The 17,117-nt window shown below is 70.5% G+C and carries 16 protein-coding genes and 1 tRNA gene; 12 read left to right on the top strand and 5 right to left on the bottom strand.

All coding sequences use genetic code 11. From position 1 onward, the window contains the following. The first annotated feature begins 16 nt into the window (after positions 1–16). The 7 genes from folP (at position 17) to ACX80F_RS01595 (ending at position 5,954) form a co-directional block, all read left to right on the top strand. Complete coding sequence (gene folP, locus ACX80F_RS01625; protein WP_459334633.1) at positions 17–961, top strand: dihydropteroate synthase; 945 nt, start codon at positions 17–19, stop codon at positions 959–961. Further along, positions 958–1,701 (top strand): pyrimidine reductase family protein, encoded by a 744-nt coding sequence (locus ACX80F_RS01620; protein ID WP_459334632.1) that lies wholly within the window; start codon positions 958–960, stop codon positions 1,699–1,701. Before folP ends, ACX80F_RS01620 begins: the two co-directional genes overlap by 4 nt. Positions 1,702–1,950: 249 nt before the next feature. Next, positions 1,951–2,940, top strand: coding sequence for a J domain-containing protein (locus ACX80F_RS01615; protein WP_459334631.1), 990 nt, complete (start codon positions 1,951–1,953; stop codon positions 2,938–2,940). A 9-nt stretch (positions 2,941–2,949) separates the two neighbouring features. Beyond that, on the top strand, positions 2,950–3,417 hold the full coding sequence (locus ACX80F_RS01610; protein ID WP_459334630.1) for a tRNA (cytidine(34)-2'-O)-methyltransferase: 468 nt from the start codon (positions 2,950–2,952) through the stop codon (positions 3,415–3,417). 19 nt (positions 3,418–3,436) lie between these two features. Beyond that, a complete protein-coding gene (locus tag ACX80F_RS01605; protein WP_459334629.1) occupies positions 3,437–4,294 on the top strand; it encodes a class I SAM-dependent methyltransferase in 858 nt (285 codons plus the stop codon). Positions 4,295–4,474: 180 nt separating this feature from the next. Then, the gene (sigK, locus tag ACX80F_RS01600; protein ID WP_459334628.1) at positions 4,475–5,092 is read left to right on the top strand and encodes an ECF RNA polymerase sigma factor SigK; all 618 of its coding nucleotides are present in this window, start codon (positions 4,475–4,477) and stop codon (positions 5,090–5,092) included. Between the two features lie 16 nt (positions 5,093–5,108). Further along, positions 5,109–5,954 (top strand): anti-sigma factor, encoded by an 846-nt coding sequence (locus ACX80F_RS01595; RefSeq protein WP_459334627.1) that lies wholly within the window; start codon positions 5,109–5,111, stop codon positions 5,952–5,954. Between the two features lie 70 nt (positions 5,955–6,024). Here the strand turns inward: ACX80F_RS01595 and ACX80F_RS01590 are convergent, their stop codons facing one another. The 4 genes from ACX80F_RS01590 to ACX80F_RS01575 form a co-directional block, all read right to left on the bottom strand. Next, positions 6,025–6,777, bottom strand: a complete 753-nt coding sequence (locus ACX80F_RS01590) for a PIG-L deacetylase family protein (protein WP_459334626.1) — start codon at positions 6,775–6,777, stop codon at positions 6,025–6,027. 2 nt (positions 6,778–6,779) lie between these two features. Then, positions 6,780–7,727: an electron transfer flavoprotein subunit alpha/FixB family protein gene (locus ACX80F_RS01585; RefSeq protein WP_459334625.1), complete on the bottom strand. Its 948-nt coding sequence runs from the start codon at positions 7,725–7,727 to the stop codon at positions 6,780–6,782. Positions 7,728–7,771: 44 nt separating this feature from the next. Beyond that, the gene (locus ACX80F_RS01580; protein ID WP_459334624.1) at positions 7,772–8,599 is read right to left on the bottom strand and encodes an electron transfer flavoprotein subunit beta/FixA family protein; all 828 of its coding nucleotides are present in this window, start codon (positions 8,597–8,599) and stop codon (positions 7,772–7,774) included. 152 nt (positions 8,600–8,751) lie between these two features. Next, a complete protein-coding gene (locus ACX80F_RS01575) occupies positions 8,752–10,152 on the bottom strand; it encodes a S1C family serine protease (RefSeq protein WP_459334623.1) in 1,401 nt (466 codons plus the stop codon). A 344-nt stretch (positions 10,153–10,496) separates the two neighbouring features. Between ACX80F_RS01575 and ACX80F_RS01570 the strand changes: the two genes are divergently transcribed. The 5 genes from ACX80F_RS01570 (at position 10,497) to ACX80F_RS01550 (ending at position 16,932) form a co-directional block, all read left to right on the top strand. Continuing rightward, positions 10,497–12,596, top strand: a complete 2,100-nt coding sequence (locus ACX80F_RS01570; protein ID WP_459334622.1) for a TPM domain-containing protein — start codon at positions 10,497–10,499, stop codon at positions 12,594–12,596. A gap of 60 nt (positions 12,597–12,656) precedes the next feature. Further along, complete coding sequence (locus ACX80F_RS01565) at positions 12,657–13,463, top strand: PspA/IM30 family protein (RefSeq protein ID WP_459334621.1); 807 nt, start codon at positions 12,657–12,659, stop codon at positions 13,461–13,463. 125 nt (positions 13,464–13,588) lie between these two features. Continuing rightward, positions 13,589–14,980: a cryptochrome/photolyase family protein gene (locus tag ACX80F_RS01560; RefSeq protein WP_459334620.1), complete on the top strand. Its 1,392-nt coding sequence runs from the start codon at positions 13,589–13,591 to the stop codon at positions 14,978–14,980. Between the two features lie 34 nt (positions 14,981–15,014). After that, a complete protein-coding gene (locus tag ACX80F_RS01555) occupies positions 15,015–15,383 on the top strand; it encodes a DUF7144 family membrane protein (protein WP_459334943.1) in 369 nt (122 codons plus the stop codon). Between the two features lie 157 nt (positions 15,384–15,540). Then, the gene (locus tag ACX80F_RS01550; RefSeq protein ID WP_459334619.1) at positions 15,541–16,932 is read left to right on the top strand and encodes a hypothetical protein; all 1,392 of its coding nucleotides are present in this window, start codon (positions 15,541–15,543) and stop codon (positions 16,930–16,932) included. Positions 16,933–17,017: 85 nt separating this feature from the next. On the opposite strand, the gene ACX80F_RS01545 is transcribed toward ACX80F_RS01550, so the two are convergent. Further along, a tRNA-Met gene (locus ACX80F_RS01545) sits at positions 17,018–17,091 on the bottom strand. Between the last annotated feature and the right edge of the window lie 26 nt (positions 17,092–17,117).

The raw sequence follows: 17,117 nt of genomic DNA, 5'->3' as shown, positions 1-17,117 counted from the left end.
GTGGTAGAAAGACAGGGTGGACAGTCAAGCAGCGGCTCCTTCCCCCTCCGGTCCCTACCTCCCTGATCTCCGGCACGCGGTGCATACCTTCGGTGCACGCACCCTGGACTTCGACCGCCAGGTGGCGCTCATGGCCGTGATCAACCGGACGCCGGACTCGTTCTACGACGACGGCGCGACGTTCGCGCTCCAGGCCGCTGTGGACGCATCCCTGCGGGCGGTCGCCGACGGCGCGGACTGGGTGGACATCGGCGGAGCGCCCTTCTCACCGGGGGACGCCATCCCGGCGTCGGAGGAGATCGACCGCATCGTCCCCGTGATCAGCGCCGTGCGCGCGGCATCCGACGTCATCATCTCCGCGGACACGTTCCTGCCGGAGGTCGCCCACGCGGCGCTCGCCGCCGGGGCCACCGTGGTCAACGACACCACGGGGCTGCGCGACCCCGACATGGCGGCGGTGGTCGCCGACGCCGGCGCCCACCTGGTCATCACCCACAGCCTCGCCGCGCCGCGGACCGTGTACCCGCGGCCCACCTACGACGACGTGGTCGGCGAGGTCGCCGACTTCCTCCTCCGGAAGGTCGACGACGCCGTGCGGCTGGGCATCCCGGAGGACCGCATCCTCCTCGACCCCGGGCACGACCTCAACAAGAACACGCTGCACTCGCTCGAGATCACGCGCCGGTTCCCCGAGATCGCCGGGCTCGGCTTCCCCACCCTCGCCGCGGTGTCCAACAAGGACTTCATAGGCGAGACGCTGGACCGTCCGAAGGGCGAACGCGTGGAGGGCTCGCTCGCCGCGGCGGTGATCTGCGTCCTCGGCGGCGCCCGCGTGGTCCGCATGCACAACGTGGCCGCGTCGCGGGCCGCGCTCGACCTCACCGGGGCCGTCCTCGGGTGGCGGCAGCCCGCCTATCTCCGACACAACATGGGCGAGTCCAACGCGCCGGTGATCCGATGATCACCTCGCTCATCCCGCCCACGGGTGCAGCGGTCGACGACGACGCGCTGCACCGCATCTACGCATACCCCGCCGCCGACCGGCCCTACGTCCGGTTCAACTTCGTGGCAGCCGCGGACGGCGCCGCCACGAGCGGCGGGTATTCCGCGGGCCTGGGGAACGACGGCGACAAGCGGATCTTCGCGGTCCTGCGGCGCCTCGCCGACGTGGTGCTCGTGGGAGCCGGCACGATCCGCGCGGAAGGGTACGGCGGCGACCTGGTCGACGGCGCCGCCCGTTCGTGGCGCACCGCCCACGGCCTCGCCGCGCACCCCGCCGTCGCGGTGATCTCCGGCAGCCTCGGCCTCGACCCGGCCACCGACTTCTTCCGGAAGGCGCCCGTCCGCCCGCTCGTCCTCACGAGCGCCGCGGCGCCGGCGGACCGACGCGCCGCCCTCGGGCGGGTCGCGGACGTCGTCGACTGCGGCGTCGACACGGTGGAGGCGCACGCCGTGCTCGCCGAGCTCGGCCGGCGCGGACTGCCGAGGGTCCTCTGCGAGGGCGGACCGGCCGTGCTGGGCGACTTCACCCGGTCCGGGGCCGTGGACGAGCTGTGCCTGTCGATCAGTCCGCTGCTGGTCGGCGGTGACGGACCGAGGATCGCGGCGGGGAACGGCCCGGACGACGCCCTGGGTCTGGAGCTCTGCTCCCTGCTGACGGAGGACTCCGCCCTGTACACGCTGTACCGACGCGCGGGCTGAGCCGCGACCGCGACGGGACCGCCGGAGCGGGTCGGCGAACTTCTCCGGCCGCCGCGGCGTTGTATCAGGGCCTGCACCCGCGGGCGGTCCCGCAGGGGCCGCCGGGCGAATGGCCGTCCGGACGACCGCTTTTGTCCGGGCCCGTCCGTGCCCCTAGTGTCAGGTGCAAGCGCAGGACGGCCGCCCGGGTCGCGGCTCCGGGAGTGGCTCCTGGTCCCCGGGACGCCGGACACCAGAAAGGGCCCATCGATGGCAGAGGCAGCACGGCAGTCGTACTACGACATCCTCGGGGTGCCCCCCGACGCCGACGCCAGGGACATCAAGGGCGCCTACCGCCGTGCGGCCCGCCTGGCGCATCCGGACCTCGGCGGCAGTGCGGAACGGTTCCACGACATCGCCGTCGCGTACGAGACGCTGAGCGACCCGCGGCGCCGTGAGCGCTACGACGCCGACACCGGCCGTGGGCGGGCCTCGGCGACGGGGGCCACCGGTGGGCCCGGCACGGGCCGGACCCCGACCACCGCGACGGCCGGACGTGACGGGACACCGTCGCCCCGCAGCGCGACCCGCACCAGCGTCGAGGACGACGAGGCCGCCCGGTCGGCGCCGGACTACCTGCCGCCGTTCACGCCTTCGTCCCCGCCCGCCGTCCCCCTGATCCTCGCCGGCCGGCAGCTCCACGGCTCCCCGCGGCAACCGGGCATGTTCGCGCGGCTCTCGTCCGGAGTCCGCGCGAGGATCGACGGCGAGCTCCGCACCGCCGCGCTGCTCGAGCGGTCGCTCCTGGCGACCTACCCGGCGGCGCGACTGGTCAACGGTGTCCGGTTCGACGACCGGGACGGGACGACGGCGGGCCACGTACTGCTGGCCGGCTACCGGATCGCGGTGATCGACTCCTTCACCGCCTCCCCCGGCAACTTCTCCTGGGACGGGCAGTCCCTCCTCCATCAGGGGCGGCCGGTGGAGTTCCAGGTGCCGCGGACGGTGCGCGCGGTGCAGGACCTCTTCCCGGAGTGCAACGTGGCCGGCTGGGTGGTGATCCACGGGGCGCCGGACAACCCCTTCTCGCCGGTGATCGACGTCCCGCCGGGCTTCGACCGTGCGTCGACGACCCGCGTCCAGGTCGTGAATGCCGGCACGGCCGTCCGCACCATCCGTTCCTTCCTGTCCTCGGGGCCCACCCCGAACGTGTTGCAGCTCCCCGTGCTCGCGCGCCTGCTGGCAGCGGCCGGAAGCTAGGATGAGAGCGTGTTCCGCATCCTCTTCCACACACCAGAGATCCCCGGCAACACCGGGGCCGCCATCCGACTCGCGGCCGTGGCCGGCGCCGAGCTGCACCTCGTCGAACCGCTCGGGTTCAGCCTCGAGGATTCGAAGCTGAAGCGGGCGGGACTGGACTACCACGACCTCACCGTGCTGCACGTGCACCGGAGCCTCGAGGACGCGTGGGCCGCCCTGCAGCCGGACCGGGTGTTCGCCTTCACCTCCGAGGGCGATGTGTCCTACACGGACATCGCCTACCGGCCCGGCGACGTGCTGCTGTTCGGGCGGGAATCGGACGGACTGCCGCCCGCCGTGAAGCAGGACCCCCGCGTCACGTCCCGGGTCCGGGTGCCCATGCTGCCTGCACGCCGATCGCTCAACCTCGCCAACACCGCATCCATCGTGCTCTACGAAGCCTGGCGTCAACAGGGCTTCGCCGGAGCCCAACGATGATCCACGCCTAGGAGCCCCCATGTCCGCTCGTCATGCCGCAACACTGCCCGACGGCGGGGCCGAGGACTACGACCGCCTCGCTCCGGCCGTGTGGAACCCCGTGGGCAACGCGGTCGTCGCGGCCGCCGACCTCCTCGTCGGGGAACGGGTGCTCGACGTGTTCGCGGGAACCGGCACAGGGACCATTCCGGCCGCGCAGCTCACCGGACCGGACGGGCGGGTCGACGCCGTCGACCGTTCCCCGGCCATGCTGGACCTCGCCGAGGCGAAGGCGGAGGCCCTGGGCCTGGACGGTGTCTTCTTCCAGCGCGTGTATCCGGCCCGGTGGACACCCCAGGCGCCCTACGACGCCGTCGTGAGCTGCTACGGCGTCCTCCTCCTCGATCATCTGGACGCCGATATGGACCAGATCGTCCGCCTTCTGCGGCCCGGAGGGAGGGTGGCCCTGAGCACCTGGGACGACGGCGCGCTGGAACCGTTCGGGGACCTCCTCCTCGGGGTCCTGCGCGAGGAGAGCCGTGTGTCCACGGAACGGGCCCCCACCGACCCGGACGCCACGCGTCAGGAAGGCGCCGACGGTGCGGGCACGGCCTTCGTCGAGAACTGCCGGAAACTCGCCTCCGCCGACCGCCTGGCGGACTGGCTGCACGCACGGGGGCTGACGAACGTGCGGGTCGAGCGTTTCGCCCTGACGGTCCCGCTCGACCCCGACAGCGCGTGGTCGCTGGCGCTCGGCAGCGGATACCGCGGTCTGCTGCCCGAGGAGCCCGAGGCACTTGAGCGCGTGCGGTCGGCCTTCGCGGAAAGGATCGGGCACGGTTTCGTCCTCAACGCCGACTCCCTGATCGCGGTCGCCGAGTACCGGCCTGCGGAATAGGCGCGGCGCCCGGGGCCATCCGCCGACCCGCCAGCATCGAATACCACGTGACAGCGGAGAATTCGACATCGGCGGGGGCGCAGTATGGTGCTTGATCTACAGGGGCGTATCCGGGCACCGCGCCGCGCGGGGATCGGCTCCGTTCGGCACGGCGCCGGCAGCGCTTTATGCTGGAGCCCTATGGAAACGCCACGAGTAAGCCGGGTCGGCCCAGTAGCTCCCGCATCCGACGAGGTCGCCGCTGATCCTGGCGCCGGTCCTACCCTGACCGATCTGCTCCTCAGGATCGCCCGGCAAGATCGCACCGCCTTCTCGCTGTTCTACGAACAGACCTCGAAACGCGTCTACGGGCTGGCACGCCGGGTGCTCATCGATCCGGATCTCAGCGAGGACGCCACCCAGGAGGTCTACCTCCAGGTGTGGAACACCGCGGACCGGTTCGATCCGGGCCTCGGCAGTCCGATGGCCTGGCTCATGACCCTGGCCCACCGCCGCGCCGTGGACAAGGTCCGCTCGGAACAGAGCGCCACGGACCGCGAGGCGCGCTACGGAGCCGCCACCCAGACGGTGGACCACGACGACGTCGTCGACACCGTGACCCAGCGCCTCGAAGCGGAGAGCGTCGTACGGTGCCTGGACACGCTGACGGCAACGCAGCAGGAATCAGTGAAGCTCGCCTACTACGGCGGACTCACCTACCGCGAGGTGGCCGAGAGACTCGGTGTCGCAGTGCCGACCATCAAATCGAGGATCCGCGACGGATTACTCCGACTGAAGACATGCTTGGGGGTGACCTGAGATGCAGGACAAGGATATGAACCGACAATTCGCCGACGACCTCGGCACGGACCTCGCCCGGGGCCACGTCCTCGAGTGGGCCGAACTCTACGCGCTCGACGCCGTCAGCGCGGACGAACGCCGCATCATCGACGCGTTCCTCGCGGATGCCGATCCGGCGGTCCATGCAACGTTCCTCGAGCGCGTCCGCACGTGCCGGGAAACGGTGACGACAGCGTACGCGAGCACGGAACTGGACCCGCCGGCCGATCTCTTCGAACGCATCCTCGCCAAACTGCCCGCGGCCTCCGTCGAGACGGGCCCTGCGCACTCCGGCCCGGCAGGGTCGTCCGCAACCGGTCTGCCCGCCGTATCCGGTACCGGGCACGACGCCGGGGACGAGCTGGCCCGACGCCGGACGGCCAGGGCGTCGATGTCCTCGCGCGCCGCACGCTGGGTGGTGGCGGCCGCTGCTGCCACCGTGCTCGCCGTCGGTGGCGTCACCATCGCCCAGAACCTGCAGCAGTCCACGCTGCAGGAGCAGGTCCTCCAGGCCTCGGACGTCCGGACGGCCGAGCTCGCCCTCGCGCCCGGCGGGACGGCGGCACTCGCAGTCTCCGGCGAGGAGGACGCGGCCGTGGTCACGCTCAGCGGAGTCCCCGCACCGGATCCCGGGTACGTCTACCAGATGTGGCGGATCCCTGAGGACGGTACCGAGCCGGTGTCGGTCGGCACGATGACCGGAGAGGATGTCGCCGGGACGAAGGTCACGGAACTCGAAGACATCAGCGGATTCAGTGCGATCGCGATCACCGTCGAGCCCGACGGCGGGTCGGCGACGCCGACACTACCCATCGTGGCCCAGATCCCGCTCGGGGCCTGAGCACCTCCTGAACGCAGTCCGACCCCGGTGATGGATTCGCCGGGGTCGTAGTGCGTGCGGACGAGGACGGCTAGAAGCCCGCGATCGTCTCGTCGGTGTTGATGCCCACCACGTGGAAGGACTCGGCGCTGCTGCCTTCGGGCAGCCCGCCGCGACGCGCGTTGTCCCGGAGGATGTCCCGGACCCGGGACCGCATGCGCTCGACGTCGGGATGCTGGCTCCGGTGGGCGCTGATCGCGGCGATCTTGGTGTCCTCGGAGCCCGTGACGTCGACGAACCGGTTCTCCAAGTGCGCCGGCCCGCCGTAGAACCACAGCCAGGGCACACGGAAGCTCCTCAGTCCCGCGGCCTCGAGTTCCGGGTAGGCAAAGGGATTCTCGACCGCCGGGTAGATGGCACGTGTGACAGCCTCCCCGCAGGCGAGGTGGTCCGGGTGGCTCTTCTGGATCCGGTCCCAGCTGCGCTCGGGATGCATGGACAGGACGATGTCCGGGCGGACCTCCCGCATCCGCCGGACGATCTGCCGGATCACACCGTCGGTGGGCTGGAGGTAGCCGTCGGGCTCGCCCAAAAAGGTGACGTCGGTGACGCCCACCAGGGCTGCCGCTGCGATCTGCTCCTCGCGGCGGAGGGACGCGAGTCCGGGCCGGTCCTCGTCGGAGAATCCTCCGGCGTCACCGTCCGTGAGGATGCAGTAGCTGACCTCCGCGCCCGCGGCGGTCCACCCGGCGATCGTGGCGGACGCCCCGAAGTCGATATCGTCCGGGTGGGCGGCGAAGACGAGGACGCGCGCCGGCGGCGCGGCATCGGCTGCGGTCGACATCGCTACAGCCCGCGCTTCCGGATCTCCTCGGTGGCCTGCGGCAACACCGTGGTCAGGTCGCCGACGATCCCGAAGTCGGCGATCTCGAAGATGGGCGAATCGGCGTCCTTGTTGACGGCGACGATCACCTTCGAGGTCTGCATCCCGGCCTTCTGCTGGATGGCCCCCGAGATGCCCGCGGAGATGTAGAGCTGGGGCGAGACGGTCTTGCCGGTCTGGCCGATCTGCGCTGAATGCTCGATCCACCCGGCATCGGTGGCGGCCCGCGAGGCGCCGACCGCCCCGCCGAGCGCGTCCGCGAGATCCTCGAGCGGGCCGAAGTCGCCGTCGACGCCGCGGCCGCCGGCGACGATCACGCGCGCCTCCGTGAGCTCGGGCCGGCCGCTGACCGGCTTCTCCACCCGACCCGTGATGCGCGCGGCGGCCACGGGAAGCTCGACGGCCACGCGGACCTCCTCCGGGGAGGACGGAAGACCCGCCTCCACCGCCTCGAAGCTGTTCGGCTTGACGGTGAGGATGGTGACGCCGGTGGTCACCCGGCAGTGCACGGTGTAGGAGCCGGCGAAATCCGACTTCGTCGCCGTCAGGTCCCCCTCCAGCGACACGACATCCGTGATGACTCCGGAGTCGAGCTTGATCCCCAGCCGGGCAGCGATCTCCTTGGACTCGTAGGAGTTGCCGAGCAGCACGATCCCGGCGTCGGAGGCCCGCACGGCCTCGGCCAGGAACGCGGCCTTCCCGGCGACGAGCACCTTCGAGACGGCCGTGTCCTCCGGCCGGTAGTACCGCTGCACGCCGTAGGAACCGATGCCGTCGAGATAGGCCTGCCCGGCCTCGTCGGCGAGGGCGACGGACACGTCGCCGAGCGAGGCGGCGAGCGAGAGGAGTTCGCGCTCGCTCTTGGCGAGACTCGCTGCGGGGTGGTCGAGGAAGACGAGGACCGAGGTCATGAGGGAACCCTCCTGGAAGGAACGGACGAGCGGGCGGGCGCCGGCTAGAGCAGTTTTTGTCCGGCGAGGAAGTCGACGAGCCTGATGCCGGCGTCGCCTTCGTCGGTGATGACGATGCCGCGGCTGCGGGGCGGCCTCGGAGCGGCCGCCTCCACCGTCGTCCATGATCCGGCGAACCCGACCTCGTCCGGCTGCAGGCCGATGTCCGCCAGGGACAGGACCTGGATCTGCTTCTTCTTCGCCGCCATGATGCCCTTGAAGTTCGGGTAGCGGGGATCGTTGATCTGGTCGGTCACCGACACCAGTGCCGGCAGCGGGGCCTCGATGGTCTCCGCATAGGTGTCGCTGTCCCGCCGCGCAGCCAGCGTCCAGCCACCGTCGCCGGGCGCCAGGTCGAGTGACGCCGCGAATGTCACCTGGGGCAGGCCGAGCCGTTCGGCCAGCTGCGCCGGGACGAGGGAGGTCTCACCGTCCGTGGAGGCCATGCCGGTGAGGACGAGGTCGAAGGGCCCGATGTGCTGCACGAGGGCAGCGAGGGCCCGGGAGGTGGCGGAGGCATCGGAGCCGGTGAGGGCGTCGTCGGTCAGGTGGACGCCGTCGTCCGCGCCGATCTGGAGGGACTTCTTCACGGCGTTCACCGCGGCCGCGGGGCCCATCGTGACCGCTGTGATGCGGTGCCCGGCCGCCGCTCCCCCCTGGGCCTCGACGAGCTGGAGGGCCGCTTCGAGCGCGTACTCGTCGAGTTCCGAGAGGATGCTCTCCGAGCGGACGGTCGTCAGGTCGTCGCCGCTGATGTGGCGATCGAACTGGGCGTCGGGAACATGCTTCACCAGGACCGCGATGCGCAGTCCGCCTGCTGTGGCGTCGTCCATTGATGACCTTCCTCGTCCGGGGATCTTCCCATCGACTAGCTAACCATAGGGGACAACGAACAGGAGGCGGCCCCTGCTCCGGGACCGCCTCCTGCTGTGCCGTCGACATGATGTCCCGTCGACCCGCTGGGACGTCGACTGCGTTCGAACCCTTATTGGGCCGGGGCCTGGGCGAGCGTCACGTCCACAGTCCTGGGGGCGCCGTCGCGCACCACCTCGAGCGGCACCTGCTGTCCCACGGACTGGATGCGGACGGCGGCGGTGAGGGACTGGGCGTCGCTGATCGTGTAGGTGTCCACCTTGGTGATCACGTCGCCGGCCCGCAGTCCGGCGTCCTCCGCGGGCGATCCCGGCTCCACACGTTCCACGAGCGCCCCGGACGGGAATCGGGACGTGCTCTGGGCCCCGTCGCTGCCCGCCGCGGTGACGCTGACGCCGAGGAAGCCGTGCGTGGCCTCTCCCTCGGCAATGATCTCCTGGGCGATCCTGTCGGCGTAGTTGATCGGGATGGAGAACCCCACACCGATGTTGCCCGTGGACTCCCCGGAGCCGCCCGAGGCGATGGCGACGTTGACGCCGATGATCTGGCCGTCAGCGTCCACCAGCGCGCCGCCCGAATTGCCCTGGTTGATGGCGGCGTCGGTCTGGATCACGTTGAGGAAGATGGAGCCCTGCGCCTGCGGCTGCTGGCCGCCGGAACCGCCCGGGGGCAGGAAGTTGAACCCTTCGCCGTCGTCGGGCTGCGCGCTGTCCGGCTGTTCCTCCGGTACGGCGGAGGACGCGACGCTGATGGTCCGGTTCAGGGTCGAGACGATACCGTCCGTCACCGTGCCGCTGAGGCCGAGCGGAGCGCCGATGGCGATCGCTGTGTCCCCGACGTTCAGTTCGTCGGAGTTGCCGAGGGTCGCGGGGGTGAGGTCCGGTGCGTCGATCTTGACGACGGCGAGGTCGCTCAGCGGATCCGTCCCGACGACCGTCGCGGGGAAGACCCGTCCGTCGTTCAGCTTGACCTCCACCGTCGGATCCGAGACCTGGCCGCCGAGGGTCACGACGTGCGTGTTGGTGAGGATGTGCCCGTCGTCGTCGAGGATGATGCCCGAGCCGGACCCGCCGGAGCTGCCTCCGCTGACCGCGAGCGTGACCACACTGGGCGAGGCCTTGACAGCCGCACCGGTGATGGTGTTGACGTCGTCGGTGTTGTTCACCACGATCGATTCGGGTGCCGCCTGGGAGATTCCGACCCCCTGGCCGTCGTCCAGGGCGTTGAGGCTCACGGCCGCGACGCCCCCGCCGACCAGACCCGCAGCGAGGATACCGGCGGCAAAGGTCGCCATACCCACACGCGTGCGCCCCCCGGCACCCCTCCGCCCGGCGGCATCCGACCCGGTGTGGCCGGAGTCCCGGTTCTGCTCGCCGTAGAACGGCTGGTGACCCGCGTAGGCGGGGTGGGGAGCCTGCTGGGTCTCGGGGACGGGGCGGAACCCGCCCGCGGACGGCGGGGTCTGCGGCTCGGGAGGCAGGGGACGATCTGAGCTGACCGGCTGCTCGTTCATGGGGGTCCTTTCGTTGCTGTTGACCAGATCATGGCAACTCTTCCTGAGCCTTCCGCCTGCGTTCGCTGGACGGAGTCTGGGAGGTCGCTGGGGACGCTCCGCTGAGGCCCTCCCACCGAGGGGTCGTGTTCCAGTATCCACCGCGACCCTGTGGATGCGGTGGAGACGCCGCGGGCGGTCATTCGTGGACTCCGTGCCTTTCGCTAGGGGCATAGGCGTCGGTGGTGGACGCTCCCCCACGTCAACCATAGAATCGGGAAGACAGGGAGCCTCCGGCATCCACCGGCCTCAGTCCTGGGACCGGCAGGTCCGGAGGACGTGCTGAAGGGTCGAAAATGCGAAAGATGAGCAGGCGCATCCGCGTCTCTGCTGTCCTGGGCGCCGTCGTGGCGATCCCGCTGGTCTCGGGGACGGCGGCCTTCGCCGACGAGCCGGTCACCTTCCCGTCCGGCGACTACGTTCTCGACAACGCCGGGGTCCTCAGCGCGGAGGAGGAGAGCGAGCTCGAAGCCGCCGTCGCCGATCTGCAGTCCTCGGAGGGCTTCACCGTCCGGGTCGCCTACGTCAACACGTTCGAGAACCCGAGCAACGCCGGACAGTGGGCGGAGGAAGTGGCGCTCGCGAACGCCTCGTCGGCCGACGAGGCCGTCCTCGCCGTCGCGGTGGACCAGCGTGAAGTGGGCTTCGTGGCCGGAGAACAGTCGGGGGTCTTCTCGTCGGTCCAGGAGATCCGCACGGACTACGTCATCCCGGAACTGGCTGCCGACGACTGGTTGGGCGGCGGCCTCGCAGCCGTGGAGGGTATCGACCAGGCCCTCGCCGGCGGGACCGCGGACGGGGGGACGTCAACGGACGGCGGTCCGTCCGCGGGTGGCAGCGGCCTCGGCGGGCTCGTGCTCGTCGGCGGGCTCGTCGCCGTCGCGGGGGCCGGCGGGTACATGCTGCTGAAGAACCGCAGTGCCGGCAGCGCCCAGCGCAAGCGCGAGGAATACGGTTACGGACCGGTGCCGTCCGCGGAGGGTGAGATCGTGGACCCCCTCGCGGCCCTGAGCGTGGAGGACCTGCGCAAGCGGGCCGGCAGCCTCCTCATCGCCGCCGACGACGCCATCAAGTCCAGTGAGCAGGAGCTCGGCTTCGCGGAGGCGCAGTACGGGGCCGAGGCCGTCGCCATGTTCTCCCAGGACATCGCGACAGCGAAGCAGCACATGGGTGAGTCCTTCAAGCTCCAGCAGCAGCTCGACGACCACATCCCCGACACCGAGCAGCAGCAGCGCCAGTGGCTCGGCGAGATCATCCGACGCTGCGAGGACGTCAACGCCTCACTGCAGGAACACAAGGAGGACTTCGACGCCCTGCGCGAACTCGAGCGGAACGCGCCCGACGCCCTGCTCCGCGCGCAGGCAGCAGCCGACGAGGCCCGTCGGCGGTTCTCCGCGGCCGAGCAGACCCTGCGGACACTGCAGGGCCGCTACCTCGAGACGGCCACCACCCAGGTCTCCGACAACATCGAGCAGGCCCGGGAGCGCCTGGCCTTCGTCGGCAGCGCGGCAACGGAGGCACAGTCACGGATGGCCGACGGGGACACGGGGCGTGCCGTCGTCGCCGTCCGTGCCGCCGAGGAGTCCGTGCACCAGAGCACGGTCCTGCTGGATGCCATCGACAAGCGCGCCGAGGAACTCGCCGTCGCCGAGCGCGAGCTCGAGCGTGCGCTTCCCGACAGCGAGCAGGACCTGGCGCAGGCGCAGGCCATGGACCGCACCGGGCAGTACCGGGACCTCGCCGGCCCGATCGCAGCCCTGCAGTCCGCCGTGGGCACGGTACGGCAGGAGCGGCAGAACGGACGCAGCAATCCGCTGGCGCTGCTGCAGCGCCTGGAGGCGGCGCACGCACAGCTCGACGCCGCGCTGGGCGGCGTCCGTGACCAGGCGGAGAACACCCGGCGCGCCCAGGACGCCCTCCAGCACGCACTGATCGCGGCACAGTCGAGCATCTCGGGGACCGCCGACTACATCCGCGCACGTCGTGGCGGGGTGGGCAGCGAAGCCCGGACCCGCCTCGCCGAAGCCGAGCGCAATCTCGACTACGCCGTCGATCTCCAGCGCTCCGACCCGGTGACTGCGCTGTCCCACGCCCAGCAGGCGACGATGCTCGCCGAGCAGGCGGCCCAGCTCGCGGAGCAGGACGTCGACGGTTTCGGCGGTGGCGGTATGGGTATGGGTATGGGCGGTAGGTACGGCGGCCGAGGAGGCGACGGGATGGGCGGGGCCCTGCTCGGCGGCATCCTGCTGGGCGGCCTGCTCAACGGCGGAGGTTTCGGCGGCGGGCACCACGACGGCGGCGGCTTCGGGGGCGACGGCGGGAGCTTCGGCGGGGGCGGCTTCGGCGGCTTCGGCGGAGGCGGGGGCGGCTTCGGGGACTTCGGAGGAGGCTTCGGCGACTTCTGACCGCCGACACCCCTACCCAGCAGGACACATGGACCATTCGCAGAATCGAAAGGGAAATCAATGGTAAAGCAGTCGATATTCGGCAGGATGGCTCAGCTCACCCGGGCCAACATCAATGCATTGCTCGACCAGGCGGAGGATCCGCAGAAGATGCTCGACCAGATGGTCCGGGACTTCACCAACAGCATCGCCGAGGCGGAGAGCGCCGTCGCCCAGACCATCGGCAACCTGCGGATGATGCAGGATGACTACAACGAGGACGTCGAGAACGCCCGCAGCTGGGGCAACAAGGCCCTCGCGGCGTCTCGCAAGGCCGATGAGTACCGTGCGTCCGGCGACACCGCCGACGCCCAGAAGTTCGACAGCCTCGCCAAGGTCGCCATCCAGCGTCAGATGTCCGCGGAGAACGAGGCGAAGGGCGCCGAGCCGACCATCGCCTCCCAGACGGAGATCGTCGAGAAGCTCAAGGACGGCCTCAACCAGATGCGGGGCAAGCTGAACGAACTGACGGTCAAGCGCGACCAGCTGATCGCCCGCTCGCGCACCGCGCAGGCCCAGCAGCAGGTGCACGACGCCGTCAAGAGCATCGACTTCATGGACCCGACGAGCGAGGTCGGCCGATTCGAGGAGAAGATCCGCCGTGAGGAGGCCAAGGTCCGCGGTCAGCAGGAACTTGCGTCGTCGAGCCTGGACGCCCAGTTCGAAAGCCTCGAGGACCTCGGGGAGCAGACCGAGATCGAAGCCCGCCTCGCGGCACTGAAGTCCGGCTCGGGTTCGCAGTCCGCGATCGGCCAGGGCGCCGACAGCGACACGGAGAGCGACACCGCGGCCGCCGGCTCGCCGTCGAAGAGCGAGACCACCTACTGACCGGTTCCTGACCGGTTCTCCGGTCACCGACCGGGTGATGCAGGAGGGGACCGCGGCCCGCCGGGCTGCGGTCCCCTCCTGCGTCCACGGCCCGGACTGTCACACCCCGCCGGTAGATTGGGCGCATGGCTGTGACTCTGGTGTGGTTCCGCGACGACCTTCGGATCTCCGACAACCCGGCCCTCGCCCGTGCCGCGGAACAGGGGGACGACGTCGTCGCCTGCTACGTGCTCGATGACCGGACGGAGGGCATCCGACCCCTCGGTGGTGCATCCCGCTGGTGGCTCCACCACTCGCTCTCCGCCCTGGCCGGGTCACTGATCGAGCTCGGGATCCCCCTCGTCCTCCGGCGGGGTGCGGCGGGGGACGTCGTGCCGCGCCTCGTCGAGGAGTGCAAGGCGGAGACGGTCCTCTGGAACCGTCGCTACGGTCTGGCCGAACGCACGGCGGACGCCGCGCTGAAGGAATCGCTGACGGAGCAGGGCGTCGAGGCCACCAGCTTCCAGGCCAACCTCATGTACGAACCCTGGGAGGTGATGTCGGGCGCCGGCGAGGCCTACAAGGTGTTCACGCCCTTCTGGAGGGCCTGCCTCACCTTCCGCACCCCGCGTACTCCCCTGCCCGCGCCCGAGTCCCTCCGGGGCCCCCAGCTGGCGTCCGAGGACCTCGGCGACTGGGAGCTGCTCCCGACGGCGCCCGACTGGGCGCAGGGCCTGCGGGAGACCTGGACGCCGGGTGAGGCCGGGGCCCATGCCCGCCTGGACGATTTCCTCGACGGTGCCGCCCACGGCTACAAGGACAACCGCAACCTTCCCGCGGTCCAGGGCACCAGCATGCTCTCCCCGCACCTCCGCTTCGGTGAGATCAGTCCTTTCGAGGTCTGGCACGCCGCCCAGGACCACAAGGACGGTTCGACGGCGGAGGACATCCGCGTCTTCGGGTCGGAGCTCGGCTGGCGCGAGTTCAGCTGGCAGCTGCTGTACTTCAATCCCGAGCTCGCCACCGTGAACTACCGGCCCGAGTTCAACGCGTTCGCGTGGGAGCCCTCCTCGCAGGCGGAGCTCGAAGCGTGGCAGCGAGGACGCACGGGCTATCCCCTGATCGACGCCGGTATGCGCCAGATGTGGGAGATCGGCTGGATGCACAACCGCGTGCGCATGGCGACGGCGTCGTTCCTCATCAAGAACCTCCTGATCGACTGGCGCGTGGGCGAACAGTGGTTCTGGGACTGCCTCGTCGACGCCGATGCCGCGAGCAACGCGGCGAGCTGGCAGTGGGTGGCCGGATCAGGGGCGGATGCCAGCCCCTACTTCCGGATCTTCAATCCGGTGCTGCAGAGCAGGAAGTTCGACCGCGAGGGTCGATACCTCCTGCGTTTCGTGCCCGAACTGGCCGACGCGGACAACGTGCACGAGCCGTGGAAGGGAGCGGCTCCCGGGTATTCCGAGCCGATCGTGGACCTCAAGGTGAGCCGGGAGCGTGCCTTGAGCGCCTTCAAGGCCCTCTCGCAGGGCTGAACGCACTCCCCCGCAACAGCCCCGTGAAGGGGCCATCGGCGTAACCGTCCTCGCGGGCACGCTGATGACCATGATCGGCGCTTTCCACGCCTTCCAGGGCATCGTCGCACTCGTGAACGACACGTTCTACCTCGTGCTGCCCGAGTACGTGCTCCAGTTCGACATCACCGCGTGGGGCTGGGTCCATCTCGTCCTCGGTCTCGTCGTTGAGTTCGCCGGAGCGGCCCTGTTCCGGGGTGCCGTGTGGGGCCGGACGGTCCCCGTCATCATGGCCTGCGTCAGCATGGTCCTGAGCTTCGTGTGGATGCCCTCCTATCCGCTCCGGAGCCTCGTCATCATCGCGCTCGACATCTTCGTCATCTGGGCGGCCATCCTCCACGGGCGCGACATCGTCGCCGACTGACCGGCGGACCGCCGGGCTCGGGTCCCCGCGGAGCGGTGCGGTGCCCGCGATCCCCGGGAACCTGTGGACCCCTCACCGCCCCACGCCCATCGGTGGTACCGGCGCGAACCCCCGGCGTGGTCCCACGCCACCCTCCGATCCGAGAGGCGCAGTGCTCATGGATGTCACCGAGCCGCGAGACCAGGAAATCGCCAGACTGACGGCCGAGATCGACCGGCTGCATCTACAGCTTCGGGCTGATCCGGCCGCGACGCCACCGCCGGTGCGCCCGCGCCGGACCGGGCGGGGGCGCGGCTTCCTTGCCGTGCTGCTGATCGTCCTCGGGGCGCTCCTCGCCCCGATCGCCGTCGTCGCGGCGTGGACCAAGGCCGAGGTCACCACCACCGACCAGTTCGTGGCGACCGTCTCGCCGCTCATCGACGAGCCGGCCTTCCAGGCCTATCTGGTGGACGAGATCACCGCTGCGGTCAGCGAGAACATCGACATCGAGACGATCACCTCCGACCTGTTCGACGGGATCGCCACCCTCGACCTCCCGCCCAGGGCTGCCGACGCACTCCAGCTGCTCGTACAGCCGGCTGTGCAGGGCACCGAGTCCCTGATCACCTCCACGACGGAACAGCTCATCGCCTCCGACGGCTTCGAGCAGGTGTGGGGCCAGGCGCTGCGGACCAGTCACAGCGGGCTGGACTCCGCCCTCAGCGGTGACACCTCCGGCGCCGTCGTGATCGGCGACACCGGCGAGGCGGGCATCCAGCTCGGCCCCATCATCGCCGCGGTCAAGCAGCAGCTGACGGCCCAGGGCATCGCGCTCGCCGACCGCATCCCCGAGGTCGACCGCACGATCGTCGTCGCCCGGTCCGACGAGCTCGGCCAGGCCCGTACCGCCTACCAGGCGATCGAGGTACTCGGCTTCGTGCTCCCCTGGGTGGCGATCGCCCTGCTCGCCGCCGGCGTCCTCGTCGCGAAGCGCCGGGCGCGGGCGCTGATCTGGGCCGGCATGGTCCTGGCGATCGGCATGATGGTGCTCGCCGTCGGCGTGGCCATCGGACGCGTCACCACAGTCACCGCGATCTCGCCGCAGTACATGCCCTCGAGTGCGGCCGAAGCGATCTACGACACGCTCGTGCCCCTGCTCTACCCGACGGCCCTCGCCGTCGGGGTGGCGGGTGTGACGGCCGCGGTCGTCGCCTACCTCGCGGGACCGTTCAACGGGGCCCCGGCAGTACGCCGCCTCACGGTCGACACGGCCCGGCGGGCACGTGCGACGGCGGAGAGCAGCGGCGTGACCACCGGCCGGTTCGGCGAGTTCCTCCACCGGGCCCGCCGGTACATCCGCATCGCGATCGCCGTCACCGGCGCGGCGGTCGTCCTGCTGGTGAGGCCGCTGACACCGGCGGTGACCCTCTGGACGGCGTTCGGCGCGCTCGTCGCCATCCTGTTGCTCGAGCTGCTGCAGCGGCCACCTGCCGTGGAGGTCGATGTACGGGTCGACGGCGATCCCGTTGCCGGTGCGGCTGCACCCGAGTGGGAGGCCGAGCATGTCTGAGGACATTGTCGTCCCCCGGCAGAGCCTCTCCCCGGGGAAAGCAAGAAGTCCGGCCCACCAGATGGTGGACCGGACTTCTCTTCCGTTGCGGGGACAGGATTTGAACCTGTGACCTCTGGGTTATGAGCCCAGCGAGCTACCGAACTGCTCCACCCCGCGGCGTGTAACTAACGTTACCGGCCGCG

It is taken from the genome of Arthrobacter sp. TMS2-4 (assembly GCF_054511075.1).
This window is presented reverse-complemented; position numbering and strand designations above follow the sequence as displayed.